The sequence below is a fragment of the Bacillus sp. B.PNR1 genome, from assembly GCF_030386235.1.
GTDB lineage: Bacteria > Bacillota > Bacilli > Bacillales > Bacillaceae > Bacillus > Bacillus stercoris.
In genome coordinates, this window is record NZ_JANYMN010000002.1 from 289,783 (window position 1) to 316,513 (window position 26,731).

At 44.2% G+C, this 26,731-nt stretch carries 28 protein-coding genes; 18 read left to right on the plus strand and 10 right to left on the minus strand.

The annotated features are described in order from the left end of the window. Window positions 1-212: 212 nt before the first annotated feature. The gene (locus NZD81_RS12830) at window positions 213-1,505 is read left to right on the plus strand and encodes a Kelch repeat-containing protein (protein WP_425604079.1); all 1,293 of its coding nucleotides are present in this window, start codon (window positions 213-215) and stop codon (window positions 1,503-1,505) included. Window positions 1,506-1,755: 250 nt separating this feature from the next. On the opposite strand, the gene glxA is transcribed toward NZD81_RS12830, so the two are convergent. Further along, window positions 1,756-2,136: a glyoxalase GlxA gene (gene glxA, locus NZD81_RS12835; RefSeq protein WP_014665869.1), complete on the minus strand. Its 381-nt coding sequence runs from the start codon at window positions 2,134-2,136 to the stop codon at window positions 1,756-1,758. A gap of 120 nt (window positions 2,137-2,256) precedes the next feature. On the opposite strand from glxA, the gene NZD81_RS12840 reads away from it, so the two are divergent. Then, a complete protein-coding gene (locus tag NZD81_RS12840) occupies window positions 2,257-3,444 on the plus strand; it encodes a class I SAM-dependent rRNA methyltransferase (RefSeq protein WP_134974936.1) in 1,188 nt (395 codons plus the stop codon). 32 nt (window positions 3,445-3,476) lie between these two features. Here the strand turns inward: NZD81_RS12840 and NZD81_RS12845 are convergent, their stop codons facing one another. The 4 genes from NZD81_RS12845 to NZD81_RS12860 all read right to left on the minus strand — a co-directional run bounded on the left by NZD81_RS12845 (window position 3,477) and on the right by NZD81_RS12860 (window position 6,057). Beyond that, window positions 3,477-3,674 (minus strand): YwbE family protein, encoded by a 198-nt coding sequence (locus NZD81_RS12845; protein WP_040081435.1) that lies wholly within the window; start codon window positions 3,672-3,674, stop codon window positions 3,477-3,479. A 33-nt stretch (window positions 3,675-3,707) separates the two neighbouring features. Further along, window positions 3,708-4,910: an MFS transporter gene (locus tag NZD81_RS12850; RefSeq protein ID WP_282373791.1), complete on the minus strand. Its 1,203-nt coding sequence runs from the start codon at window positions 4,908-4,910 to the stop codon at window positions 3,708-3,710. Between the two features lie 101 nt (window positions 4,911-5,011). Beyond that, window positions 5,012-5,689 (minus strand): CidB/LrgB family autolysis modulator, encoded by a 678-nt coding sequence (locus NZD81_RS12855; protein ID WP_014665858.1) that lies wholly within the window; start codon window positions 5,687-5,689, stop codon window positions 5,012-5,014. Beyond that, complete coding sequence (locus NZD81_RS12860) at window positions 5,671-6,057, minus strand: CidA/LrgA family holin-like protein (protein ID WP_003227375.1); 387 nt, start codon at window positions 6,055-6,057, stop codon at window positions 5,671-5,673. Before NZD81_RS12860 ends, NZD81_RS12855 begins: the two co-directional genes overlap by 19 nt. Before the next feature lie 105 nt (window positions 6,058-6,162). Between NZD81_RS12860 and cidR the strand changes: the two genes are divergently transcribed. From cidR to NZD81_RS12895, 7 genes are all read left to right on the plus strand, one after another. Then, window positions 6,163-7,068, plus strand: a complete 906-nt coding sequence (gene cidR, locus NZD81_RS12865; protein WP_040081438.1) for a cidABC operon transcriptional activator CidR — start codon at window positions 6,163-6,165, stop codon at window positions 7,066-7,068. Window positions 7,069-7,075: 7 nt separating this feature from the next. Beyond that, complete coding sequence (gene thiM, locus NZD81_RS12870; RefSeq protein ID WP_282373790.1) at window positions 7,076-7,894, plus strand: hydroxyethylthiazole kinase; 819 nt, start codon at window positions 7,076-7,078, stop codon at window positions 7,892-7,894. After that, window positions 7,891-8,559: a thiamine phosphate synthase gene (gene thiE / locus NZD81_RS12875; RefSeq protein ID WP_014665855.1), complete on the plus strand. Its 669-nt coding sequence runs from the start codon at window positions 7,891-7,893 to the stop codon at window positions 8,557-8,559. The genes thiM and thiE overlap by 4 nt, the downstream gene beginning before the upstream one ends. A gap of 155 nt (window positions 8,560-8,714) precedes the next feature. Then, window positions 8,715-10,160, plus strand: coding sequence for a ferrous ion permease EfeU (gene efeU / locus NZD81_RS12880; protein WP_289860685.1), 1,446 nt, complete (start codon window positions 8,715-8,717; stop codon window positions 10,158-10,160). After that, a complete protein-coding gene (gene efeM / locus NZD81_RS12885; protein ID WP_289860687.1) occupies window positions 10,157-11,314 on the plus strand; it encodes an iron uptake system protein EfeO in 1,158 nt (385 codons plus the stop codon). Before efeU ends, efeM begins: the two co-directional genes overlap by 4 nt. A gap of 18 nt (window positions 11,315-11,332) precedes the next feature. Beyond that, window positions 11,333-12,583, plus strand: a complete 1,251-nt coding sequence (gene efeB / locus NZD81_RS12890) for an iron uptake transporter deferrochelatase/peroxidase subunit (RefSeq protein WP_136653915.1) — start codon at window positions 11,333-11,335, stop codon at window positions 12,581-12,583. Window positions 12,584-12,672: 89 nt separating this feature from the next. Continuing rightward, entirely contained in the window at window positions 12,673-13,275 is a 603-nt protein-coding gene (locus NZD81_RS12895; protein ID WP_069838455.1) for a DsbA family oxidoreductase, read from the plus strand. A 29-nt stretch (window positions 13,276-13,304) separates the two neighbouring features. On the opposite strand, the gene NZD81_RS12900 is transcribed toward NZD81_RS12895, so the two are convergent. From NZD81_RS12900 to slrA, 3 genes are all read right to left on the minus strand, one after another. Further along, a complete protein-coding gene (locus tag NZD81_RS12900; RefSeq protein ID WP_136653913.1) occupies window positions 13,305-14,846 on the minus strand; it encodes a solute symporter family protein in 1,542 nt (513 codons plus the stop codon). Then, window positions 14,843-15,151, minus strand: a complete 309-nt coding sequence (locus NZD81_RS12905) for a DUF485 domain-containing protein (RefSeq protein ID WP_003222190.1) — start codon at window positions 15,149-15,151, stop codon at window positions 14,843-14,845. Before NZD81_RS12905 ends, NZD81_RS12900 begins: the two co-directional genes overlap by 4 nt. A 443-nt stretch (window positions 15,152-15,594) precedes the next feature. After that, complete coding sequence (slrA, locus tag NZD81_RS12910; RefSeq protein ID WP_014665849.1) at window positions 15,595-15,753, minus strand: transcriptional regulator SlrA; 159 nt, start codon at window positions 15,751-15,753, stop codon at window positions 15,595-15,597. Between the two features lie 354 nt (window positions 15,754-16,107). On the opposite strand from slrA, the gene slrC reads away from it, so the two are divergent. From slrC to galT, 4 genes are all read left to right on the plus strand, one after another. After that, window positions 16,108-16,779 (plus strand): transcriptional regulator SlrC, encoded by a 672-nt coding sequence (slrC, locus tag NZD81_RS12915; protein ID WP_069150554.1) that lies wholly within the window; start codon window positions 16,108-16,110, stop codon window positions 16,777-16,779. A 17-nt stretch (window positions 16,780-16,796) separates the two neighbouring features. Next, entirely contained in the window at window positions 16,797-17,180 is a 384-nt protein-coding gene (locus tag NZD81_RS12920) for a GtrA family protein (RefSeq protein WP_014665847.1), read from the plus strand. An 82-nt stretch (window positions 17,181-17,262) separates the two neighbouring features. Beyond that, window positions 17,263-18,435, plus strand: a complete 1,173-nt coding sequence (locus tag NZD81_RS12925; protein ID WP_289860695.1) for a galactokinase — start codon at window positions 17,263-17,265, stop codon at window positions 18,433-18,435. Window positions 18,436-18,438: 3 nt separating this feature from the next. Beyond that, the gene (galT, locus tag NZD81_RS12930; protein ID WP_289860697.1) at window positions 18,439-19,980 is read left to right on the plus strand and encodes a UDP-glucose--hexose-1-phosphate uridylyltransferase; all 1,542 of its coding nucleotides are present in this window, start codon (window positions 18,439-18,441) and stop codon (window positions 19,978-19,980) included. A 71-nt stretch (window positions 19,981-20,051) separates the two neighbouring features. Here galT and NZD81_RS12935 read toward each other — a convergent pair whose 3' ends face one another. Next, on the minus strand, window positions 20,052-20,297 hold the full coding sequence (locus NZD81_RS12935) for a GlsB/YeaQ/YmgE family stress response membrane protein (protein WP_009968363.1): 246 nt from the start codon (window positions 20,295-20,297) through the stop codon (window positions 20,052-20,054). A gap of 513 nt (window positions 20,298-20,810) precedes the next feature. Between NZD81_RS12935 and qoxA the strand changes: the two genes are divergently transcribed. Genes qoxA through qoxD form a run of 4 tightly spaced genes read left to right on the plus strand, consistent with a single transcriptional unit; the run spans window position 20,811 to window position 24,757 of the window. Then, window positions 20,811-21,776 (plus strand): cytochrome aa3 quinol oxidase subunit II, encoded by a 966-nt coding sequence (gene qoxA, locus NZD81_RS12940; RefSeq protein WP_010886637.1) that lies wholly within the window; start codon window positions 20,811-20,813, stop codon window positions 21,774-21,776. Window positions 21,777-21,803: 27 nt separating this feature from the next. Then, window positions 21,804-23,753: a cytochrome aa3 quinol oxidase subunit I gene (gene qoxB / locus NZD81_RS12945; protein WP_014665843.1), complete on the plus strand. Its 1,950-nt coding sequence runs from the start codon at window positions 21,804-21,806 to the stop codon at window positions 23,751-23,753. A 13-nt stretch (window positions 23,754-23,766) separates the two neighbouring features. Further along, entirely contained in the window at window positions 23,767-24,381 is a 615-nt protein-coding gene (qoxC, locus tag NZD81_RS12950; RefSeq protein ID WP_069150551.1) for a cytochrome aa3 quinol oxidase subunit III, read from the plus strand. Between the two features lies 1 nt (window position 24,382). Further along, window positions 24,383-24,757: a cytochrome aa3 quinol oxidase subunit IV gene (qoxD, locus tag NZD81_RS12955; RefSeq protein ID WP_014665842.1), complete on the plus strand. Its 375-nt coding sequence runs from the start codon at window positions 24,383-24,385 to the stop codon at window positions 24,755-24,757. Window positions 24,758-24,798: 41 nt separating this feature from the next. On the opposite strand, the gene ywcE is transcribed toward qoxD, so the two are convergent. Next, the gene (gene ywcE / locus NZD81_RS12960; RefSeq protein ID WP_003227411.1) at window positions 24,799-25,062 is read right to left on the minus strand and encodes a spore morphogenesis/germination protein YwcE; all 264 of its coding nucleotides are present in this window, start codon (window positions 25,060-25,062) and stop codon (window positions 24,799-24,801) included. Between the two features lie 474 nt (window positions 25,063-25,536). Here ywcE and NZD81_RS12965 point away from each other — a divergent pair, with 474 nt between their 5' ends. Then, window positions 25,537-26,721: an FtsW/RodA/SpoVE family cell cycle protein gene (locus NZD81_RS12965; RefSeq protein ID WP_014665841.1), complete on the plus strand. Its 1,185-nt coding sequence runs from the start codon at window positions 25,537-25,539 to the stop codon at window positions 26,719-26,721. The last annotated feature ends 10 nt before the right edge of the window (window positions 26,722-26,731 follow it).

Genomic DNA, 26,731 nt, shown 5'->3' on the forward strand with positions numbered 1-26,731 from the left:
ACTCGATGATATCCTGATACAATATCTGTAAATCATCAACTCCTTGATGTATAATACCGGTTAGTTTTTGATTTTATTTCAATTTATAAAAAGACACTCCTATTATAGAGCGAGAACAATGCATTTTAACATAAATTTCAATAAAAGCTATAAAAAATTGGTAAACGAAGTCGATATTTGTTAAGTGCACCTATTAAAAAGGAGTGTTTAATTTGAGGAAATACTTAATTATGTTACTTTTGTTGATCATTTCAGTGACTCAATCGTTCCAGACTGCGAGTGCGGCTGAAGAAATTGGGTGGAAAAAAAAGGCGGATTTACCAGAGGCGAGGGTTCATGCAAGTAGCAGTGTTGTTGGTGGAAGAATTTACATAATTGGTGGTGGTAGCACTGCGAACTATGCTGAAAATCAAACATTTATGTATGATCCAAAAACAAATGAATGGACGAGGAAAGCTAACATGCCTACAGCGAGAGCAGGTGCTGCTACTGTTACCGTTGATAATAAGATCTATGTAATGGGGGGCAGATCGTTAGAGGGGTATGTCAATACAGTAGAAGTGTATGATACCAAAACTGATACTTGGGAAAAAATGGATGATCTTCCGTTTGAGTTGAAAATTCCAGCGAATAGTTTATACGCAGGGGTCATCGGAAAGAAAATATATGTGGTCGGATCTGGGAATACTTTAGCTCATAAAGATTATGGAAATACTTATAGTTATGACTTGGAAAATAAAAAATGGGAAAAGAAACAAAGATTTAATTATGAGGTAACTGATGGAACCTCGGTGGTAATCAATGATAAATTATATATTTCTGGCGGCAGACAAGCATCGAATCAAAGTATGTATGAATATAATCCAGTGAGTGATAGCTGGAAAGTAAAAAAGGGAGGATTTTCAGGACATTATCTTTCGTCGGTGGTATATAATGGTGAGATGTTGGTAACAGGGAATGTCTATACAGTTAGGGTTTATGATCCTAACTCGGAAACATTTACAGCTCTATCTGTTCCTAAAACAGACTATTACAAAATGGCGCATTCATCTGTAATAGTTGATGATACTCTTTACATGATAGGCGGAAGGGAGCAAAACGGCGGTTTTGCTGAAAAAGCGTTCAAATATAAATCAGTTGATGCAATTTCATTAAAAGATTTAGGTATAAAATCAGATAGTAGTACAGAAGGTGAAAAAGATAAGCCTTCTGGTGATGATACGACAATACCAGGAGATAAAGATAATGATGATGTAACATCTGGCTCAGATGAGGGGCAAGCTCTTCTTGTAGTCACGATGACCAACGGTCTACAAAAGGAATATGAGCTTTCCATGAAGGAAGTGAATGATTTCATCAAATGGTACGGAGCACGTGATAAAGGGGAAGGACCTGGTTTTTATGTAATTGATGAGCATGACAACAACAAAGGGCCGTTTGAAAGCAAAAAAGACTATGTTGTATTTAAAAATATTTTAATGTTTGAGGTTAACAAATATAAGTAAGCCTGTCAGGCCATTCAGTGAACTGAATGGCCTTTTTATTTTACACTAATTTTTTTATTCTGCTTAAAGAGATTTTTTTCTCATCCTTCCCTTCATGCATCGGATGCGTGCCTAGATACGGCTTCGCCACACCTTCAAGTAATTGCGGAATCATACGGAAACTGATGTAGTGTTCATGGCTTTCCGGATATGACATACTCTCTGTTAATCAGGCTCGAACGTACATCACAAAATGTACGTTCTTTATTTTTTACCGCTGAAAGAACTCAATCCACTCACCATCAGGGCCTTCGATATAGAAATAACGGTATCCGTTTGGTAATGTTGTGATCTCCTCGTCAATAAATTTCGCGTTCATTCTTTCCGCTTTTGTATATTCAGCCGCGATGTCATCCGTCAGCAGGGCAATGTGGTGCACTTTTCCTTCGGAGGGAAGCTCACTGCTGTAGCCTTGAATCAGTTCGATTTCTGTTTCCGGGCCGTCTTCAAAGCCGAGAAAAGCAAGCTCGATTACACCGTTCGTGTGTGTGATGCGATCCTTCAATTTCATGCCGAGTACCTCTTCATAAAATGTGATGGACGCGTTAATATCTCTTACCATGATGCCTGTATGGTCAATTCGTTTTGGCATGCTGCTCCTCCTCGAAACTCTTTTTGTCTATCGTAGAAAAACCTTTCCTTTCTGTCAATGCAGACATCTTGGCGTTTTGTGGTACGATAAGAGAAAGCAAACAGAAAGAGGACGACATATATGAAGCTACTCACCCTAAAGAAAGCACACGCTGCCAAAATCAAAAAAGGCTATCCCCTTATCGAAAAAGAAGCTCTCGCAGGGAGTGCGGGGCACATGAAAGAAGGAGACCTCGTTGATATCGTGTCTGAGAGCGGCGAGTTTCTCGCACGGGGCTATTATGGCCTGCAAAACAAAGGGGTCGGCTGGACGCTTACCCGCAATAAACATGAACAGATTGACCAAGCCTTTTTTCTCAGCAAATTAACAAAAGCGGCCCAAGCGCGCGCCAAACTATTTGAGGCTCAAGATACAACGGCTTTCCGCCTGTTCAACGGTGAGGGCGACGGTGTCGGGGGCGTCACCATCGACTATTATGACGGCTATCTGCTGGTACAATGGTACAGCAAGGGCATTTACACCTTTAAAGATATGCTGATTTCCGCTTTGGATGAAATGAATCTTGATTATAAAGCGATTTACGAGAAAAAACGATTCGACACGGCTGGACAATACGTTGAAGACGATGACTTCGTGAAAGGGAAAAGAGGCGAGTTCCCGATCATCATCCAGGAGAATGGCATTCAATATGCGGTGGATCTGAATGAGGGCGCCATGACGGGCATCTTTTTGGATCAAAGACATGTGCGCAAGGCAATCAGAGACCGCTATGCAAAAGGGAAAACAGTTTTAAATACGTTTTCTTATACGGGTGCATTCTCCGTGGCAGCGGCGCTTGGCGGAGCGGAGAAAACAACAAGCGTGGACGTGGCAAACCGAAGCTTGGCCAAAACGATCGAGCAATTCAGCGTGAACAAGCTGGATTACGAAGCGCACGACATTAAAGTGATGGACGTGTTTAATTATTTTTCATATGCTGCAAAAAAGGATTTGCGCTTTGATCTCATTATTCTCGACCCGCCTTCCTTTGCGCGTACAAAAAAACGCACCTTCAGCGCGGCCAAGGATTATAAAAACCTGCTGAAGGAAACGATCGCCATCACAGCTGACAAGGGTGTCATTGTAGCCTCTACAAACAGCAGCGCCTTTGGCATGAAGAAATTCAAAGGCTTTATCGATGCCGCCTTTAAAGAAACAAATGAACGCTACACGATTATTGAGGAATTTACACTGCCGGAGGATTTCAAAACGATTTCGGCATTTCCGGAAGGCAACTATCTGAAAGTGGTCTTTCTGCAGAAAAAATAACGAAAAAGCTGCCCTTTTCGGGGGCAGCTTTTTTATGTAGAAATGATCTGCTGGACGCGGCCGATACGGCCATCTTCAAGCCGGACTTTAATGCCGTGCGGATGAAAGCTTGATTTCGTCAAAATATCCTTCACTATCCCTCGCGTCAGTTTTCCTGTTTTTTGATCCGCTTTCAATACAATATCAACCTGCAACCCTTTCGAAATGCTGTTTCGCTCTTGCCCGTTCATAACGCTCGTCCTTTCTTTTATTCATTATAGTCATTATGGTTTAAAAGTAACAGCCGGCTGATGGAGTGTATTTTTGTTTTTTTCAGCCTTCATTAAATATAATGTCAAGCCAAAGCCTGCTATGCTCAGAATGCCAAAAAGCAAGTAGACTGCGAAGATCGATACGTAGTCAAAAATATACCCGCCCGCAAATGTGCAGAACCAGTTGCCGAACCCGTTGCCGATGGCGGCGTACATGGTCAGCGCCGTCGCTTCAACGTGTCTTGGCGTAATCTTTTTCACATATTGAAGTGCTGCCGGGATAAATAAACCGATGGCCACTCCTTGAAGAAAGACCGTCGCATAAATGATCCATAGTGAAGGCGCCGTGAAATAGAGCGCCCACCTGAATAATGAAACCCCGCCTGACAGCATAATGACGTTGAGCAGCCCCATTTTATCTATAAATGTTTGGGCAAATCGCATAAATGGTATTTCCGAAATGACGCCGATAAAAAATAAAATGCCAATGGCGGAAAGTGACGCGCCGCTTTTGTCCAGAAAAAGACTGAAATACGTATTGTTTGCTAAGTTTGGAGCAAATGTCGTAAAAGTGATGATCATAAAGATGAGGAAGGTTTTGTTGCTGATAAGCTCCCGGAATCCTTTGCGGATATTGACCTTTGTTTTCGTTTTCTGCTGGCCCGGCATTTGAGAAGCCAATATGGCGGCAATGCATAGAAAGGTACAGCCGAAGATAAAGATCACATGAATGGGATACAGCTGATTCGTCACCTGTCCCATCACAAACACCGCGACGCCGAAGCCGAGAGAACCAAACAGGCGGATTCCGCCATAATTGCCGTTTGTTTCTTGTGTGTACCTTAGTGAAATGCTGTCCGAAAGTGGAATAATCGTGCTTTGAAAGGCTGCAAAACAGGCCGCAATCAAAATAAACAGAGGAAAGCTGTCAAATGCAATATAGCCTAGTCCAATGATGCCTGTGATTGATGTGCAAACCGCCAGCAGGCTTTTCGTTTTTTGTGTATAGTCGCTCAGCATGCCCCAAAATGGCTGAAAGAAAATCATCACAATCGGGCCCAGTGACATGATCAAGCCGACCTGTGATCCGCTTAAATGCTGTTCCTTCGTTAAATACATACTGAGTAGGGGAATCATGCTGCCCGTACCGAGAAAAGCAAACAAATAAAATCCTTTTAACGCGGCATAATGCCGTCTCACCTGCAAGTTGTGCATCAGGGTGCCTCCTTTGGGTATCCACAAATACATTATATTGGAATTCGCCAGCTTTTCAATAAGTGGAAGCACATAAAAAAACTGCCCGTGAAAGGACAGTTTTACATAAATGAAAGCAAAAACGGCGCCGCGCAAAGCGTCATAATCGCAGCTAGGATCATCGACACGCTTGAAATCGTGCCGGACACAGAGCTGAGCTCAAATGCTTTTGACGTTCCCGCTCCGTGCGCGCTTGTGCCGAGCAGCACGCCCCGGGCGATTTCGTTATCAATGCGGAAATAGCGGATGACCATCGGGCCGATCACTGTGCCGAACAAAGCGGTTAAAATCACAAACACGGCAGTGACGGCAGGCATTCCGCCGATCATTTCAGATACGTTCATCGCGATCGGCGTTGTCACTGATCTCGGGACGAGGCTGTCAATTAAGCCGGTGCCGAGGTGAAGCCATTTCGCAATAAGAGCGGTAGAAATAATCGCGATGCATGAACCGACGGCCACATTCAAAATAATTTCCACTGCGTATTTCTTTAAAACAGGGAAATATTTATATAGCGGGATCGCGAATGCCACGGTGGCCGGCTGAAGCATATCGGTCAGCAAACCGCCGCCGAGATTATAGGACTCGTACGGGACATTCACCAGCAGCAGCAGACCGACTAACACAGCGGGCGTCAGCAATAGCGGCGACGTATAAACACGCGGAAAGCGTTGATAGACCTTTTTTGCTCCTAAATACACCAAAACCGTTAAAAACAAACTTACAATTCCGATGAACACGTATGCTTTTTCTCCTTTCTCTTTGCAATGAGTTGTGTAAGCGTTCCTGTAGACACCATCACGACAAACGTGCTGATGATGACAACAAGCAGAATGCTGACACCAAATTTCGACATAATGTCTCCGTATTCAATCACTCCGACGGCAGACGGGATAAAAAATAAAAGCAGCTCCCCGAGAAGCCACGCTGCACCAAGCTCTATCCATTCCAGCTTGATGATGTTAAAGTGCAATAATGTGAAAAGAATCACAATCCCTATTATACTGCCGGGAATATTTATATGAAGAAGGGCTGTCACCCAATTAATCAGCCTAGCAAATATAAATAACAGAGCGATTTGAATAACGGTTAGCAACAGTTTTTTCATATTGATGCCTCCCTTATATTCATATTGTACATAAGGTCTCGCTATAGGTAAAATATATATTAAGAATAAGAAGTATTCCTTTTGTCTATAGAAAGGGTGAAGCACATGGATATCCGCCATTTAACATATTTCTTGGAAGTCGCCCGTTTAAAAAGTTTTACGAAGGCTTCCCAATCCCTTTATGTTTCTCAGCCGACGATATCAAAAATGATCAAAAATTTAGAAGAAGAGCTCGGGATTGAACTGTTTTACCGAAATGGCAGGCAGGTGGAACTGACAGACGCCGGCCATAGCATGTATGTGCAGGCGCAGGAAATTATTAAATCATTTCAAAACCTGACGTCAGAATTAAATGATATTATGGAAGTCAAGAAAGGGCACGTACGGATTGGACTGCCGCCAATGATCGGCTCGGGGTTTTTCCCGAGAGTGCTCGGCGATTTCCGTGAAAACTATCCGAATGTTACCTTTCAACTAGTCGAAGACGGTTCTATAAAAGTCCAAGAAGGTGTCGGGGACGGCTCTCTTGATATCGGCGTTGTGGTCCTTCCCGCAAACGAAGACATCTTTCATTCGTTTACAATCGTAAAAGAAACCTTAATGCTTGTCGTTCACCCTTCCCACCGGCTGGCTGATGAGAAGGAATGTCAGCTGCGTGAGTTGAAGGACGAGCCTTTTATATTCTTCAGGGAGGATTTTGTCCTGCACAACCGAATTATGACGGAATGTATCAAGGCTGGATTCCGGCCTCATATCATTTATGAAACCTCACAATGGGATTTTATTAGTGAGATGGTGTCAGCCAACCTTGGAATCGGGCTTTTGCCGGAACGAATTTGCCGCGGACTTGACCCGGAAAAAGTGAAAGTCATTCCGCTTATCGATCCGGTCATCCCTTGGCATCTCGCCATTATTTGGAGAAAGGACCGCTACTTGCCGTTTGCCGCCAGAGCTTGGCTCGAACATACGAAATCGTATTTATGGGACCCGAAAAAAGATAGTAAAGGATGATGCAAACATGGATGAACAATCAGCAGCAAAATGCCTGACTGCTGTCCGCCAGCATAGCCCTCTGGTGCACAGCATAACCAACAATGTTGTAACGAATTTCACAGCAAACGGCCTGCTCGCGCTCGGCGCATCGCCCGTTATGGCGTACGCGAAAGAAGAGGTTGCCGATATGGCGAAGATTGCGGGGGCACTCGTTTTGAATATCGGAACGCTAAGCAAGGAGTCAGTCGAAGCGATGATCATCGCGGGAAAATCAGCCAATGAACATGGCGTCCCCGTCATTCTTGATCCTGTCGGTGCCGGAGCAACACCGTTCCGAACTGAATCGGCACGTGACATCATTCGTGAGGTGCGCCTTGCTGCAATCAGAGGAAATGCGGCGGAAATTGCCCATACCGTCGGTGTGACGGATTGGCTGATCAAAGGTGTTGATGCGGGTGAAGGCGGGGGCGACATCATCCGGCTGGCTCAGCAAGCGGCACAAAAGCTAAACACGGTCATTGCGATTACTGGTGAAGTCGATGTCATTGCCGACACATCAAACGTATATGCCCTTCATAATGGCCACAAGCTGCTGACAAAAGTAACAGGCGCCGGCTGCCTGTTGACTTCCGTTGTCGGTGCGTTTTGCGCTGTGGAAGAAAATCCATTGTTTGCTGCTATCGCTGCTATTTCCTCGTATGGAGTCGCAGCTCAGCTTGCCGCACAGCAAACAGCTGACAAAGGTCCAGGAAGCTTTAAGATTGAATTGCTGAACAAGCTTTCGTCTGTTACTGAACAAGACGTCCAAGAATGGGCGACAATTGAAAGGGTGACTGTCTCATGACTCGTATTTCTCGGGAAATGATGAAAGAGTTATTATCTGTTTACTTCATTATGGGGTCAAACAATACGAAAGCTGATCCTGTCACAGTTGTACAAAAAGCGTTAAAAGGCGGTGCCACCCTGTACCAATTCCGTGAAAAGGGCGGGGATGCACTGACTGGAGAGGCTCGGGCTGAATTTGCTGAAAAAGTGCAGGCAGCCTGCCGTGAAGCTGGTGTTCCGTTCATCGTCAATGATGATGTGGAATTGGCTCTGAAGCTGAAAGCTGACGGTATCCACATCGGCCAGGAAGACGCAAACGCGAAAGAGGTAAGAGCTGCCATAGGTGATATGATTCTCGGCGTTTCCGCCCATACGATGTCTGAGGTGAAGCAAGCCGAAGAAGACGGAGCGGATTATGTCGGACTCGGGCCGATCTATCCGACTGAAACGAAAAAGGATACGAGAGCGGTACAAGGGGTATCTCTTATCGAAGCAGTCCGCCGCCAAGGCATCAGCATTCCAATTGTCGGCATCGGCGGCATCACAATAGATAATGCCTCACCTATTATCCAAGCGGGGGCCGATGGTGTCAGTATGATCAGCGCCATCAGTCAGGCGGAGGATCCTGAGGGTGCCGCACGCAAGTTTCATGAAGAAATTCAAACGTATAAAACAAGAAGATAAACGTTCTTCTTCCTTCAAAAGGCTGTTCTATAAAGGACAGCCTTTTTGCTTTATATCAAGGTTTTCAGACCTTCAAATTTTAATTGACAAAGGACAGGAACTGGCTATGATTATGTTATACAATGATAATCATTTTCAGTTATAGGAGGAACATGATGGCTCGGGGGCTGGCACTTATTTTATTCAGCTTGTTGATGGTTTTCGGTTCTGCGGCACACGCGGAAGATGATCCGATCGCTGCATTAATTCAATTAAACAAGCAAATGATCAAATCCGTACAAGACGAAGATATAGACTCGGCACAACAAACGTTTGAAACCTTCAAGGCGAAGTGGAAAAAAGAAGAACCTTCTATTAAGAAGGAAAACCTTTCTTCTCACAGCGAAATGGACGCGAATATCGCAATGATTTCTCTTTCTTTTATCAATCAAGATGCAGACAAGCTCAAAACACAGCTTGAAGAGCTTTCGTCTCATTTAGAAACCTATCAGCAGGCTGTCGTGCTGAAAAAGACATCCTCAGGTCAATCAAGGGCATCCTTAACAGCCTATATACACAGCTTGAAAGACACGAAGCAGTTAATAGAAAAAAAACAATTGGATGAAGCGTCATCCGCAATCGACAATTTAGTTACATCCTGGCTCGCCGTAGAGGGAGACGTCGTTTCCCAATCGAAAGAAGCCTATACGACATCAGAGGAAAATCTGGCGTTGATGAAAGCTGAGATCGGCAGCCATCCCGAAAAGGTATCAAAGCAAATTGACGAAATGATTCAATTGCTCGAGCCGATCGCTTCAAGCAGCTACAGCTGGTGGGACGCGGCGCTGATCCCGATTCGTGAAGGAATGGAGGCCCTCCTTGTCATCGGAGCGCTGCTAACCATGACAAAGAAAGCGCGGGTCACGCGCTCTTCGGCATGGATCTGGGGCGGGGCGTCCGCCGGCATCGTTGTTTCCTTAGCAGCGGGCATCGGTGTCACGGTTTTGTTCTCCTCCAGTGTATTCGGAGAAAACAATTTCTTGCTTGGCGGTGTTACCGGCGTATTGTCCGCTGTCATGCTTTTGTATGTCGGGGTGTGGCTGCACAGAAACGCCTCAATGGATAAATGGAGAGAAAAAATCAATATCCAGAAGTCACAGGCACTGAAAAAACGAAGCCTGCTTTCCTTTGCGCTCATTGCATTTCTGGCCGTTGTAAGAGAAGGTCTCGAAACGGTCATCTTTTTCATCGGGCTTGTCGGGAAGCTCCCGCTCACTGAACTGATCGGCGGAACTGCCGCAGGGCTTATCGTTCTCGTTATCGTCGGTGTTCTGATGATCAAGCTCGGGATGCGCATTCCATTGAAGCCGTTCTTTCTTCTATCAATGGCGGTTGTCCTGTATATGTGCGTGAAATTTCTCGGAACCGGCGTTCACAGCCTTCAGCTTGCGGGCATTCTTCCGTCTGATGCAGAAAGCTGGCTGCCGTCTGTATCGGTGTTAGGAATTTATCCGTCCGTGTACAGCACGATTCCGCAATTACTGATTTTACTCTTTTTATTGATTGCGCTTGTTTCAGAAGCGGCAAAACATTTTACAAACGGAAAGGAACTGACAAAATGAATTTCACAAAAATCGCTGTATCAGCCGGATGCATCCTTGCGCTGTGCGCAGGCTGCGGAGCCAACGACACATCTTCAACCAAAGAAAAAGCTTCATCAGAAAAAAGCGGGGTCACTAAAGAAATCACCGCATCCGTAAATAAAATGGAAACCATCATTTCCAAGCTGAATGACTCAGCGGAAAAAGGAGACCAAAAAGAGATTGAAAAGAAGGGGAAAGAGTTAAACAGCTACTGGCTTTCCTTTGAAAACGATATTCGCAGCGACTATCCATTCGAATATACAGAAATCGAAAAGCATCTTCAGCCAATCTACACAGAAGCGCAAAAAGACAAACCGGATACAGCAAAAATCAAGACAGAATCCGAGTCACTGAAAGCATCCTTAGAAGACCTGACAGAAGCAAAGAAGAGCGGCAAAAAGGCTAGCGATCAGCTGGCAAAAGCAGCGGATGAATATAAAGGCTATGTCAAAGAGCAGAGTGACCAGCTTGTCAAAGCGACTGAAGCATTTACAAGCGCTGTGAAATCCGGCGATATCGAAAAATCTAAAACGTTATATGCGAAAGCCCGTGTTTATTACGAGCGAATCGAGCCGATCGCTGAAAGCCTTGGAGATCTTGACCCGAAAATTGATGCACGAGAAAACGATGTTGAAGAAGGAGACAAATGGACAGGCTTCCATAAGCTTGAGAAGGCCATTTGGAAGGATCAAGATATTTCCGGGGAAAAGGCAACAGCTGACCAGCTTCTCAAAGATGCAAAAAAGCTTGACGGTTCAATTCAATCACTGAAATTAACACCTGAACAAATTGTAGCAGGCGCGATGGAGCTTCTGAACGAAGCCGGGATTTCGAAAATCACGGGAGAAGAAGAGCGCTACTCACGAATCGACTTAGTCGACCTTATGGCAAATGTGGAAGGCTCCGAAGCCGTTTATCAAACAGTGAAAAGCGCGCTTGTAAAAGATCACTCCGACTTGACGGAAAAACTGGATACGGAATTCAGCGAATTTGAAGTTTTAATGGCAAAATACAAAACAAATGATCAGTCCTATACGTCTTATGATAAATTAAGTGAAAAGCAAATCAGAGAGCTGAGCACTAAGCTGACGACTCTTTCTGAAACCATGTCGAAGATTGCGAATGTGCTATAAAAGGAGTTTTGTAACATCATGAGCGATGAACAAAAAAAGCCAGAACAAATTCACAGACGGGACATTTTAAAATGGGGGGCAATGGCGGGGGCAGCCGTTGCGATCGGTGCCAGCGGACTCGGCGGACTCGCTCCGCTTGTGCAGACCGTGGCTAAGCCATCGAAAAAGGATGAAAAAGAGGATGATCAGGTCGTTCCGTTTTACGGAAAGCATCAGGCCGGAATCACGACTGCCCATCAAACGTATGTCTATTTTGCTGCGCTGGATGTAACAGCAAAAGAGAAAAGCGACATCATTACATTATTTAGAAACTGGACAAGTCTCACACAGATGCTGACGTCTGGCAAGAAAATGTCGGCTGAGCAGAAAAATCAATATCTGCCGCCGCAGGATACAGGTGAGTCTGTTGATTTACCCCCTTCCAACTTAACGGTCACATTCGGATTCGGGCCTGGCTTTTTTGAAAAAGACGGAAAGGACCGCTTCGGGCTGAAAAGCAAAAAACCGAAGCACTTGGCCGCTCTTCCAGCGATGCCGAATGACAACCTGGATGAAAAGCAGGGAGGCGGAGACATCTGCATTCAAGTGTGTGCAGACGATGAGCAAGTGGCGTTTCACGCGCTGCGCAACCTGTTAAATCAAGCGGTCGGCACTTGTGAGGTCCGCTTTGTGAACAAAGGCTTTTTAAGCGGAGGAAAAAATGGCGAAACACCGCGCAATCTCTTCGGGTTCAAAGATGGAACAGGCAACCAGAGCACGGAGGATGACAGCTTGATGAACTCGATCGTGTGGATTCAGTCCGGTGAGCCTGACTGGATGACGGGCGGCACCTATATGGCTTTTCGGAAAATCAAAATGTTCCTTGAGATATGGGACCGCTCTTCCCTCAAGGACCAAGAGGATACCTTCGGCCGCAGAAAAAGCTCAGGGGCGCCTTTCGGACAGAAAAAGGAAACAGATCCTGTGAAGCTGAATCAAATTCCGTCTAATTCGCACGTCAGTCTAGCGAAATCTACTGGAAAACAAATTTTGCGAAGAGCTTTCTCTTACACAGAAGGACTTGATCCGAAAACCGGCTATATGGATGCAGGTCTCCTGTTTATCAGTTTTCAAAAAAATCCCGACAATCAGTTTATCCCGATGCTGAAGGCTCTTTCGGCAAAGGATGCGTTAAATGAATATACACAAACAATCGGTTCTGCTTTATACGCATGCCCAGGCGGCTGCAAAAAAGGAGAATATATTGCCCAGCGCTTGCTGGAATCATAAAGAAGCCTAAATTGGCTTCTTTATTAAAAAAACAGTTGTAACTTTAATTGTTACAGTTTAAAATCAATTTATACGAAAGGAGAATTATCATGACAGTACACATCAAAGTTTATTCAGATTACGTCTGCCCATTTTGTTTCGTCGGAAAAGCCGCTTTTGAAGAAGCGATAAAAGGAAAGGATGTTGAAGTCGAGTGGATGCCGTTTGAACTGCGCCCAAGCCCATCCCCTCAGCTTGATCCGGTCAATGATCCTTCCAAACAATACATGTGGCAGACATCCATTCTGCCAATGGCGGAGAAATTAGGAGTCGAGATCAATTTTCCAAACGTCTCGCCCCATCCGTATACAGATCTCGCGTTTGAAGGCTTCCATTTTGCGAAGGAATTCAATAAAGGACATGAATACAACACCCGTGTTTTTCAGGCATTTTTTCAAGAGGGCCAAAATATCGGCGACATTGACATCTTGACGAAGCTCGCCGAGGAAGTGGGATTAGACGGAGCATCATTTCAATCAGCACTGGAAGCAAGAACATATCAGGACGTGCAGCGCCAAGCCTTGAAGCACGCCTATGAAGAGGCTGACATCACAGCCGTTCCAACCTTTATTATTGGCGACACTGTCATTCCGGGTGCGGCCGGCAAGGATGTATTTGAAAAAGCGATTTCTGACGAGCAGAAGAAAAAGTAAGGAAAAAGCTCTCGATAAAGAGAGCTTTTTTACTCCTGTTCCATATGAATGCCAGTATGCGCCTTCACCTGTATTTCTGCAAACGTATCTTCATTAATTGTTTTATCAGACGACAGCACCGTTCCGAGCCACGCGCCGAGGAAGCCAAGCGGGATGGAAATAATCCCTGGATTAGACAGCGGGATGAGCGGATCGCCGGTGAAAATAGCACCTCCGGCCGGGTCCCATACACTCGGACTCATCGACACAAGCACAAGCGCGCTGATCAGGCCTGTCAGACTCCCCCATAAAGCGCCTGAAGCATTGAATCGTTTCCAAAAGACCGTAAACACAATCAGCGGGAGATTTGCGCTGGCGGCTACCGCAAACGCAAGGGCAACAAGGAACGCCACATTTAAGGACTGTGCAAAAATCGCTAGGAGAATCGAGAGCACTGACACGGCGATTGAAGCCCATCTGGCCGCTTTCATCTGTTCTTTTTCAGTTGCTTCTCCCTTTCTGATGATCTGGCTGTAAATATCATGGGCAAATGCTGAGGCGGCAGACAGCACCAATCCTGTCACGACAGCCAAAATGGTAGCGAAGGCAATGGCTGATACAAACGCGAATAGGAAGTCTCCCCCGAGCGCTTTTGCTAAAAGCGGAGCCGCCATATTTCCCGCTTGATCAGCTGCCGTAATCGCGTCAAAACCGACAAATGCAGCAGCGCCAAAGCCGAGAAACACCGTCATAATGTAAAACACGCCGATAATCCATGTCGCTGACACAACGGATGTACGGGCCGTCTTGGCATCCTTAACGGTATAAAACCGGATCAAAATATGCGGAAGCCCGGCGGTTCCCAGCACGAGTGCCAAGTTTAACGATAAGGTTTCAAGCGGCACCTTGTATTTATTCCCGGGATTCAAGAAATCAGCGCCAAGCGGAGTAGCCGTTTTCATCTGTTCAAACATGGTATTAAGGCTAAAGCCGAATTTTGAAAACACGATGATCGAAATCACGAGTGTGCCGGCCATCAGCAAAACGGCTTTAATAATTTGAACCCAGCTTGTCGCGATCATGCCCCCAAAAACGACATAAATGGTCATCAGCACTCCGACGATGAGAACCGCCGCGGTGTAATCCAGTCCAAGAAGCAGTTTGATCAGCGCGCCCGCCCCCACGAGCTGGGCAATCATATAAAAAGTAGAGATGGCAATGGTATTGAGCGCCGCAACTCCGCGGATTTTCTTTTCTTTAAATCGAGCGGCTATCATGTCTGCCATCGTATACTTTCCAAGATTCCGAAGCGGTTCCGCCACGATATACAAGACAACGAGATAAGCCACAAGAAAACCGATGCTGTAAAAGAAACCATCAAATCCATATAACGCAATCATTCCGGCAATCCCAAGAAACGAGGCGGCAGACATGTAGTCACCCGCAATTGCCAGTCCATTCTGAACACCGGTGAGCCCGCCGCCCGCCGTATAAAACTCACTTGTCGTTTTTGTCTTCTTCGCGGCAAAATACGTGATAATAAGCGTCAGGCCGACAATCGCCAAAAACAATAAAAAAGCGGTCATATTCATGTCTGTTCACCCTTTAGATCTTCTTTTAAAGCGCTTACATACCGATCGAAATGAGCTGCTCTTCGGGAATACACCGTACTCAGTATCCAGGTCATGGCGAATTGGGCGATGGCGAACAGCCAAGCCCATGAAACAGCTCCAATGGCCGGTGCATTCAAAAAGGTGAAATAAGAAGTCAAAACAGGAAGTGAAAAATAAAAGACAAAAAAGAAAATCGCAGAAGGAACAATAAAAGCACGTTTCTGCTTTAAAAAAGCTTGGAAAGACGGCGTTGCAGCAATCTGTTTGTAATCAGCTTTGTACATGGCTTTCCTCCTTTTATTCGCTATACGTAAGCAAAAAGGTACACCAATAGGTATGTACTGAAAGTCTGATTTATGCGTTGAACTATACCTGGAGGATGAAAAAAGAAGGAAGTCGTGAAGAGGTGAACACAGTGGTATAAAGACAGGCGAAGGTTTTCAAGCTCGGCCGTGTATAAACGAGTTTGCTTTCAAAACCTCACCGAATGCAGCTTCTTCTCAGCAAAGCTGCTGTTTATCAGAGCACGGTTATCATATTCGCATCACCTCTTTATGACAATGCATGTGCCAAGAGGTGATCGCATCACCGGCTGTCTGTCGTAGTTAGCTGACACACCGTTTGTCCTCAAGCTAAGCGCAGCAATGTGCTTTCGAAATAGAGGATATGGTGAAAACTCAGATCAGGTGATAGAAAAGCCAGAGGTAAATAGATCCGCCTGTTCGGATTAGTCTTGGCGGACGGTTTTTTTGTGGTTTTTCTTTCTCGATGCTGCTTCAGATTCTAAAAACTGCCTCACATCATGAATGCCTAATCCAATGGATCTAGCTTCTTGAATCAACATATGCCAACCTTTGTCCAAATCTTTTTTAACATGAGTTTTCATAGTAACCTCCAATTGTATAAAATGTTTTCCTGCAACATGCGGGCAATAATAGACAAGCCGGCGCGATGATGAGGCGAGTACAACAAATTTCACACATAGTTGCTCGGTGTTCACAAACTGAAGGAAAAACCACCTACCTATTCCCTAAAAAAATGACTAATATAACCAATGAATCTTAATTATAATAATAAACAATTAAATACTGACTGGATAGTATGTAAATGAAAATAAATCAATTAGCCTATTAAAAATGACCCCTGGGAAACCGAATAGCATAATCGTTCAAAGAAATAAATACCGCTAAAGATTGATCCGGTGTAAGATAAGGGTAATCATTACCGCCAGGAGAAAAATATGAAAAAAAACAAATTTCAAATCAAAAGAGAAGCAACATTTGAAAGTTTTATAGAAGCTGGCGTGAATTTGTTGATTGATCGAGCGTATGATCCGGTTTCTGTAGAAGATATCAGCAGAGCCGCCGGATACAGCAAAGGAGCGTTTTATGTTCATTTTGTCAGCAAGGACGATTTTCTGCTGTATCTTCTTGAAAAACGCCAGATGAAAAAAAAGATCATTATAGGGTACCTTGATCAAATGGAGCGGGAATCAGTGAAATCGCTGACATTGGACGAGGCTGCAAAACACGCTGCAGAACTGCTTTATTCCTATTACATAAATAAACCGTCGTGGGACATTACCTCGTTTGCCATGAACATGCCGACATATAAAGTCTTACAGAAATGCAAGGCCTATGTCCGGCTGTACGAATTGTGGGTGGAAGAAAATGTGTTGTTTATTAATTGGCTGAAGGAGAGAAAGCTGATTGACGCCCGTATTGATCCGGAATATACGGCTAAAATAATATGTGCAGTCCTCGACGGAATCATCAAACAATCATATGTATTGGGCCAGCCCGCCACCTTCCGCAGCTTTTTAGACGCACTTTCGGCATTTTTCACCTTAGACAGAGAGCACGAGAGGCCAAGAATTTTGAAAAGTTTTTCAGAAAGCGAGGAACATCAGTGAAGTATAGAGAAATGATTATGTATGTCATTATGGGGGTTTTCACAACCATTGTGAATATCGCCAGCTTTTATATATTGGTAGAGATGATGAATATGGATTACAAAGCCGCCACTGTCGCTGCTTGGATTTTGTCCGTGCTGTTTGCTTACATAACAAATAAATTATATGTGTTTCAGCAAAAAACACATGATCTGCAGAGCCTGCTGAAAGAGATCACTGCTTTTTTCAGCGTTCGGGTCCTGTCTCTCGGCATAGATTTAGGCATGATGATCATTCTTGTCGGCCAGTTCAATACAAATGAAACCTTGGCCAAAATACTCGACAACGCAGTCATTGTTGTCGTCAACTATGTTGCGAGCAAATGGCTCGTCTTCAAAAAAACAAAAGAAGAAGGGGTATGACAGAGGACAGCAGCATATGATCTACCGTTTTCTCTGAAGAAATAAAGGGAATAAAAAATAAAAACCAGAAAGGTGATTGCACATGCGGGAAGAGCTAAAGGGGATATTTGCAAGTGTATTCGGAGAAAAAGAGGGGTTACGGTTTTTTTTCGCACCTGGAAGAGTGAATTTGATTGGAGAACATACAGACTATAACGGCGGGCATGTATTTCCGTGCGCGCTGACAATGGGTACATATGCTGCTGTTGCAGAAAGAAACGACGGGCTTGTCCGGATGTATTCAGATAACTTTAAAAACGCAGGCATCAAGGAGTGCAGCCTTGGCGACATTCACTATCAAAAAGAAGACGACTGGGCGAACTACCCGAAAGGCGTTATTTATGAATTCCAGCAGAGGGGCTATTCTGTTCCCCATGGCTTTGACATTGTATTTTCAGGAAATATTCCAAACGGGGCGGGGCTGTCGTCGTCCGCTTCTATTGAACTGCTGATGGGAGTCGTCCTCCAAAGCTATTTTCATCCTGAAGTAGATGCGCTTGAGCTTGTGAAAATGGCGAAGCATGCGGAAAACCACTTTATCGGCGTCAATTGCGGGATTATGGACCAATTCGCAATTGGAATGGGGAAAAAACATCATGCGATGCTGCTGAACTGCGACACGCTTGACTATGAATATAGCAAGCTCGATGTCCCTGGCCTCGCGCTGGTCATCGCGAATACGAACAAAAAAAGGACATTGGCAGACTCAAGCTATAATACGAGACGCCAAGAATGCAACGATGCATTGCTTGATCTGCAAAAAGGCCTCGATATTGCCTCGCTGGGCGACGTCACGCCTTCTGATTTCGATGCGCATTCCAGCCTGATCCAAAATGAAACGAACAGACGACGGGCAAAGCACGCTGTATACGAAAATCACCGTGCCATCAAGACAGCCCATATGTTCAAAGAAAACAATATAGATGAGATCGGGCGTTTAATGAAGGAATCCCATCTTTCATTGAAGGATGACTATGAAGTAACATGCCCTGAACTTGATGAGCTTGTGTTTGCGGCGTGGGATCACGAAGGTGTAATTGGATCAAGAATGACGGGCGCGGGCTTCGGCGGCTGCACCATCAGCATTGTAAAAGATGCGTTTGTGGATGATTTTATTCAAAAAGTTGGAGACAGATATCAAGAAAAAACAGGGCTCCAAGCGGATTTTTATGTCGCTGATATCGGAGAAGGTGCAAGAGAACTAAAGGGGGAGTGACACATGAGTATTGTAGAACATCTAGAACAGCTGCTTGAGTATGGCCTAGAACGAAAACTGATTTCAATCTGGGATCGGGAATATACGAGAAACCGTCTTTATGAAGCGCTGGGCATCACGCACCCCGAGCCGGTCTCCAGCATCTCTATTAAGCAGTCACAAAGCCTTCCGGACTTACTCGCTCCCATTTATAAATGGGCTGCGGAAACCGGCCGAATGGAAGCGGATACAGATGCGTACCGAGACCTGCTCAGCGCAAAGCTGATGGGCTGTTTTGTACCTGCTCCATCCGAGGTCATTCGCAAGTTTGAAGAAACAAAAGCATTATACGGCCCAAAACAGGCGACAAAGGAATTCTATCAATATTCAGAGGATGTCTATTATATACGGACAGACAGAATCGCCAAAAATGTTCATTGGACAGTGCCGACCGAATATGGCGAGCTGGAAATGACCATTAACCTATCCAAGCCTGAAAAGGACCCGAAAGCGATTGCGGCTGCAAAAGAGCAGGCGCAGACAAATTATCCGATGTGTTTGCTGTGTAAAGAAAATGTCGGGTTTGAGGGAAACGTGAACCATCCAGCCCGGCAAAATCACAGAATCATTCCAGTCATCCTTGAAGACGAACAATGGTTTTTGCAATTCTCGCCATACGTCTATTATCCAGAGCATTGCATCGTCTTAAAAGGTGAACATGAACCGATGGAGATCAGCAAAAAAACATTTGAAAGGCTGATGTCATTTCTTGGGCAATATCCGCATTATTTTATCGGTTCGAACGCGGATCTCCCGATTGTCGGCGGCAGCATCCTAAGCCATGATCATTTCCAAGGCGGCGCACATGACTTTCCAATGGCACGTGCAGAAGCGGAAGACGTTTATGACTTAAATGATTATCCCGGCGTGTCGCTGGGCTTAGTGAAGTGGCCGATGTCTGTGCTCAGGCTCCGAGGAGACAAACCGGATCGTGTCGCTGAAGCTGCTGATCATATCTTCCGCACGTGGCAAACGTATTCTGATGAAAAAGCCGGCATTTCCGCCTATACAGGCGATACGCCCCATAATACAGTCACACCGATTGCGCGGCGCAGGGGAGACCTGTACGAACTCGATATCGTCCTGAGGAACAACCGGACGAATGAGGAGCATCCATTAGGAATATTTCATCCTCATCAGGAAGTCCACCATATTAAAAAAGAAAATATCGGCCTGATTGAGGTCATGGGATTGGCGATATTGCCTGGCCGCTTACAGGAGGAAATGAAAGAAACGGCAGCGGCGCTATGCTCTGCTGATCCGAAAACAGCCTTAGAACAAAATCCGCTCACGGCAAAACATAGTGAATGGGCTCTTCGGATGATGGAAAAAAGAACCATAACGAAAGAGAATGCAGATCTAGTCATAAAGGAAGAGCTGGGACAGGTATTCGCGCGCATTCTTGAACACGCCGGTGTATTTAAACAGACAACAGAGGGAAAACAGGCCTTCAGAACGTTCATCGATCAGTTGGGCGCCAAACCAGTCAAAAGCCTCAACCGCTAAGGTTGAGGCTTTTTCGATTTTTATGGCAAAACAAAACACCCAAAGCGCTGACGCCTCGGGTGCTGTTGCATTTATCCTCTTTTTCTGGTTAACAGGCTTACTAGAAAGACAACAATGGCTGCGCCGATTACCGCTGGAATAATGGCGAATCCGGCTAGGTGCGGCCCCCATGTTCCAAGCAGCCCGTGACCGATCCAGGCGCCAATAAGACCTGCGATCATAGACCCAATAATTCCTCCGGGCATATCTCCTTTTACAAATAGGCTTCCAAGCCATCCGATAATAATAGCTACGATAAGTGAAATAAGAAAACTCATCATGCAACACATCCTATTTTTATTATTTGCTTATATCATTCCTCATTTTTGTATAAGATAAACAACTGGATGCTCTCTTTGAAAAATGCGGACAATTCAGAGCATATTGGCTCTTCATTGAGCCTTTTCTTTCAATATTTGATGCGTTAAAATGGTAACCATGTGAAAAGATGCTAGACAAGGAAAAAATAATTCCTATCTAGAAAGTTTAACAAAATGAAACTTTTGATTGACCTAAGTTTTTTATTGTGGTAAACCTTAATTTGTCAGAATTAGTTCTTCATCATCTTTCTTTACTTTATATGCGGAAATAACTAGAAACTTTTCATCTTAAGCGATAGATGTGAATAAAGTTGGAGCAATTTTTGTCGATTTTATGACATTTAAGCGAAAATGGGATGAAGTTTATAAAAAAATAAAGCTAATAAGTGAACTTTTTGATAGCATAACAAAGTAGAGAAAAGATTTTGAGGAAGTATGCACTTCAGATTTATTACATCAATAGGAAGGATGGTGATCTTCTTGTTCAGAGCATTAAAACCGTTGCTTGTATTAGCGCTGTTAACTGTGGTTTTCGTCCTTGGGGGATGCAGCAATGCTTCAGTACTAGATCCGAAAGGGCCTGTAGCTGAACAGCAAAGTGATTTAATCCTGTTATCTATCGGATTTATGCTGTTTATCGTCGGGGTCGTCTTTGTTCTATTTACCATTATTTTAGTAAAATACCGCGACCGTAAAGGCAAAGATAATGGATCTTATAACCCAGAAATTCACGGTAACACGTTTTTAGAAGTAGTCTGGACAGTGATCCCAATTTTAATCGTCATTGCACTTTCTGTGCCAACAGTACAGACGATATATTCGTTAGAAAAAGCTCCTGAAGCAACAAAAGACAAAGAGCCTCTTGTTGTTTACGCTACTTCGGTAGACTGGAAATGGGTATTCAGCTACCCTGAACAGGATATTGAAACGGTCAACTACTTAAACATTCCTGTCGACCGCCCGATCTTGTTCAAAATCTCATCTGCAGATTCAATGGCTTCGCTATGGATTCCTCAGCTTGGAGGGCAAAAATATGCGATGGCCGGAATGCTGATGGATCAATACTTACAGGCTGATAAAGTGGGTACTTACGAAGGCCGCAATGCGAACTTCACAGGTGAACATTTTGCAGACCAAGAGTTTGATGTGAATGCAGTCACAGAAAAAGACTTTAACAGCTGGGTGAAAAAGACTCAGAACGAGGCTCCTAAGCTGACAAAAGAGAAGTATGATGAATTGATGCTTCCTGAAAATGTGGACGAATTAACGTTCTCTTCTACTCACCTGAAATACGTTGATCACGGACAAGACGCTGAGTACGCGATGGAGGCGCGCAAACGCCTTGGCTATCAAGCCGTTTCACCGCACTCTAAAACAGATCCGTTTGAAAACGTAAAGAAAAACGAATTTAAGAAGTCTGATGATACAGAAGAATGATATTGATCAGGAAAGGAGGAAGCCCGCATGAAAATGAAATGGGACGAATTTTTCGTAACTGGTGACCCATTAATTCTGGGCGCACAAGTTTCCATTGCGCTTTCAACCATTGCCATCATTGTTGTACTGACTTACTTCAAAAAGTGGAAATGGCTTTGGTCTGAATGGATAACTACTGTTGACCATAAAAAACTCGGAATCATGTATATTATATCTGCTGTAATTATGTTATTCCGCGGCGGTGTCGACGGTCTGATGATGCGTGCCCAGCTAGCGCTTCCGAATAACAGTTTTTTAGACTCAAACCACTATAATGAAATTTTTACAACTCACGGTACAATCATGATCATCTTCATGGCGATGCCGTTCTTAATCGGTCTTATCAACGTTGTTGTACCTCTTCAAATCGGTGCTCGCGACGTTGCGTTCCCTTACTTGAACAACCTGAGCTTCTGGACGTTCTTTGTAGGTGCGATGCTTTTCAATATTTCTTTCGTAATCGGAGGTTCTCCGAACGCAGGCTGGACGAGTTATATGCCGCTTGCAAGTAACGACATGAGCCCTGGGCCGGGTGAGAACTACTACCTCCTCGGACTTCAGATTGCCGGTATCGGTACCCTGATGACAGGGATCAACTTTATGGTAACAATCTTAAAAATGAGAACAAAAGGCATGACATTAATGCGTATGCCAATGTTCACATGGACAACACTGATCACAATGGTTATTATCGTGTTTGCGTTCCCTGTACTTACAGTAGCATTAGCACTTTTATCATTTGATCGTTTGTTCGGCGCTCACTTTTTCACATTGGAAGCAGGCGGTATGCCGATGCTTTGGGCTAACTTGTTCTGGATTTGGGGACATCCTGAAGTATATATCGTTATTCTTCCGGCATTTGGTATTTTCTCAGAAATCATCTCAAGCTTTGCAAGAAAACAATTGTTTGGTTACAAAGCGATGGTTGGTTCTATTATCGCCATCTCTGTATTGAGTTTCTTAGTTTGGACTCACCACTTCTTCACAATGGGGAACAGTGCGTCCGTTAACTCATTCTTCTCAATTACGACAATGGCAATCTCAATCCCAACCGGGGTTAAAATCTTTAACTGGCTCTTTACGATGTATAAAGGCCGAATCAGCTTTACAACACCTATGCTGTGGGCGCTTGCGTTCATTCCTAACTTCGTTATCGGCGGGGTTACAGGGGTTATGCTTGCGATGGCAGCAGCGGATTATCAATACCATAATACGTACTTTCTTGTATCTCACTTCCACTATGTGCTGATCGCGGGTACTGTATTTGCTTGTTTCGCCGGATTTATTTTCTGGTATCCAAAAATGTTCGGCCACAAGCTGAACGAAAGAATCGGAAAATGGTTCTTCTGGATCTTTATGATCGGTTTCAATGTATGTTTCTTCCCTCAATATTTCTTGGGGCTTCAAGGCATGCCTCGCCGTATTTACACATACGGACCAAACGATGGCTGGACAACATTGAACTTTATCTCAACTGTCGGAGCTTTCATGATGGGTGTAGGATTCTTAATCCTTTGCTATAACATCTACTACAGCTTCCGTTACTCTACTCGTGAAATCAGCGGAGATTCATGGGGTGTGGGACGTACGCTTGATTGGGCGACTTCTTCTGCGATTCCGCCGCATTACAACTTTGCGGTGCTTCCTGAAGTCAAATCTCAAGATGCATTCCTGCATATGAAAGAAGAAAAAACTGAATTATACCCTGAAAGCAAATTCAAGAAAATCCATATGCCAAGCAACTCAGGCAGACCATTCTTTATGTCTGTTGCCTTCGGTCTTGCAGGCTTTGGACTTGTCTTTGAATGGTACTGGATGGGCGTAGTCGGATTGATCGGAGTCCTGCTCTGCATGGTTCTGCGTTCATTCGAATACGACAACGGCTACTACATTAGTGTTGATGAAATAAAAGAGACGGAAAGAAAGATTTCCGAATAAGGAGGCGTGAGTTATGGAACATGCAGAACACGGCAATTCTAACGCGCCTATGGAATATCAATCTGAAACCGGCAGACTTAATATACTCGGGTTTTGGATCTTTTTAGGGGCAGAAATTGTGTTGTTCTCAACACTATTTGCAACCTTCTTCGTTCTTAAAAACAGAACAGCTGGAGGTGTCTTGCCAGACGAACTTTTTGAAGTCAATCTGGTAATGATTATGACGTTCTTGCTGCTTATCAGCAGCTTTACCTGCGGGATCGCTGTTCATGAAATGCGCCGCGGAAGTTTAAAAGGCGTCGTCATTTGGACAATTATCACTCTTCTTCTCGGTGCCGGCTTCGTCGGATGCGAGATCAGCGAGTTTGTCCATTATGTACATGAAGGAGCGGCTCTCAGTACAAGTGCGTTCTGGTCTGGATTCTTTGTTTTACTTGGAACTCACGGAACTCACGTAACAATCGGTATTTTCTGGATTACAGGAATTCTGATTCAGTTGAAGAAACGCGGCTTAACTCCGCAAACTTCATCTAAAATCTTTATCTCAAGCTTGTACTGGCACTTCTTAGATGTTGTATGGATTTTCATCTTTACAGGTGTCTATCTCATGGGATTGGGGGGTCTGTAAAATGGCAAACAAATCTGCTGAACACAGTCACTTTCCATGGAAGCACATTGTAGGTTTTGCACTGTCTATCGTTTTGACCCTGCTGGCTCTATGGGTTGCAGTGTATACTGACCTGAGCTCATCAGCAAAACTTTGGATTATCTTCGGTTTCGCCTTCATTCAGGCGGCGCTGCAGCTTCTCATGTTCATGCACATGACAGAGAGCGAAAACGGCACAATCCAAGTCGGAAACACGCTGTTCGGATTCTTTGGCGCGATCGTTATCGTACTTGGCTCCATCTGGATTTTCGCGGCTCACTATCACCATGGTGACCACATGGACGGAAATCCTCCTGGAGGCGCTAAACACTCAGAGCACTCAGGCCACAACGAATAATACAAAAACCCTCTTCGTGAGAAGAGGGTTTTTTGCTGTCTTCAGCTGCTTCGCTTTCTGCGAAGATACGGAAGACCGTAAATGATAAATGCGGCGATATGAGCGACAATGACGTTGACGGCAAACAAGATAATCATGAGAGTGTGTCCTAGTGGAGAAAGGCTTTCTGTTGCGTAAAAGAAGAAGAATACCCACATTAAGATGATTGGCGGAATAGCTGAGAGTGCGACTTTTTTGTTATCAAGCCAAATAAAGAGAGGCGTTGCGCTGGCAACCAATAAGTAAGCGAAAAACATGTCCATCATACCCGTCTCCTTTCATTTTGTGATAACGTTTACAAAAATGAAATAGAGGAACTGAGTTGTGTCTGTTTTGTGATTGTTTTTTGAACATTCTGTTACAATTATTATACCATGTTTTCCAGAAATTGATACGTATTTTTGCAGAAATGGACTGCATCTATCGTCTTATTTTTTTTGCTTAATTTGCTAGGAGAATGTATGGGCACCGGGCTCTAATGTTTTAGTCTCTTTTGAGAACGGAACACATCATCACCTCCTTTTTTTAATGATCTCTTTCGAAATGGAGTTTTTTTCATTTGAAAAGTTTTGTGTCAATCGAAACATTTCGGTTTATCATACGTCATATGTCGTGTAGCTGAAAAGCGCCGCAAGTGCGGAAAAAACTTAAAAGGAAGCGAGCTTCACGTGTCATCTTGAACGTGGTTCATGTATAATAAACATTAGTGATTTTCCGATGAAAATGTAAGGCGGGATAGAATGAGTCGATATAAGAAACAGCAAAGTCCCTTTTACCAGGGGGATTTGATTTTTATATTTGGTGTGTTTTTTATTATAAGCGTATTGGCGATTTATGCTGCCGGTCAGTTTGGGCAGTATGGAGATAATGCCTGGACGAAACAAATTATTTATTATGCTTTGGGGGCTATTGCCATTTCGGTACTGCTGTATTTCGATTTGGAGCAGCTTGAAAAATTGAGTTTATATGTATTTTTATTCGGGATTTTGCTTCTTTTGATATTGAGAGTCAGTCCTGAGTCTATTGCACCAGTGAAAAACGGTGCAAAAAGCTGGTTTCAGTTTGGTTCTGTAACGTTACAGCCCTCTGAATTTATGAAAATCGGGCTCATGATGATGGTAGCCTCAGTGATTTCAAAAGCAAGCCCTAAAAAAATCCGAACGCTCAGAGATGATGTGCATCTTTTGCTTAAGATTGCAGGTGTATCGGTAGTGCCGATCGGACTTATCCTTCTTCAGGATGCTGGTACAGCCGGGATATGTATGTTTATTGTGATTGTCATGATCTTTATGTCAGGAGTAAACTGGAAGCTGATCGCAATCATTGGTGGTTCTGGTATCTTACTTATTTCTCTTATCTTGTTAGTAATGATTAATTTTCCTGATGCTGCTAAATCAGTTGGGATTCAAGAGTATCAAATAAAGAGGGTAACATCCTGGGTTTCTGATACAAATGGAACAACTCAGGAAGATGCAAATAGCAGCTGGCAGGTTGATCAGGCTGTTATGGCTATCGGATCAGGCGGCATTGTCGGAAATGGCGTTCACAATTTGAAGGTGTATGTACCAGAAGGACAGACCGACTTTATCTTCGCCATTTTGGGTGAAAGCTTTGGCTTTATAGGCTGTGCAATTGTTGTCATTATGTTCTTCTTCTTAATCTACAGGCTTGTGGTTCTGATAGACAAAATACATCCGTTTAACCGTTTTGCTTCCTTCTTTTGCGTTGGCTATACGGCGTTAATTGTCATCCACACATTCCAGAATATCGGAATGAACATCGGCATTATGCCTGTTACCGGGATACCGTTGCTGTTCGTCAGCTACGGGGGAAGCTCGACGCTTGCAACGCTAATCGGTTTCGGGATTGTGTATAACGCGAGTGTGCAGCTGACGAAATACAGAAGTTATCTCTTTAATTCTTAAGATGAAGACA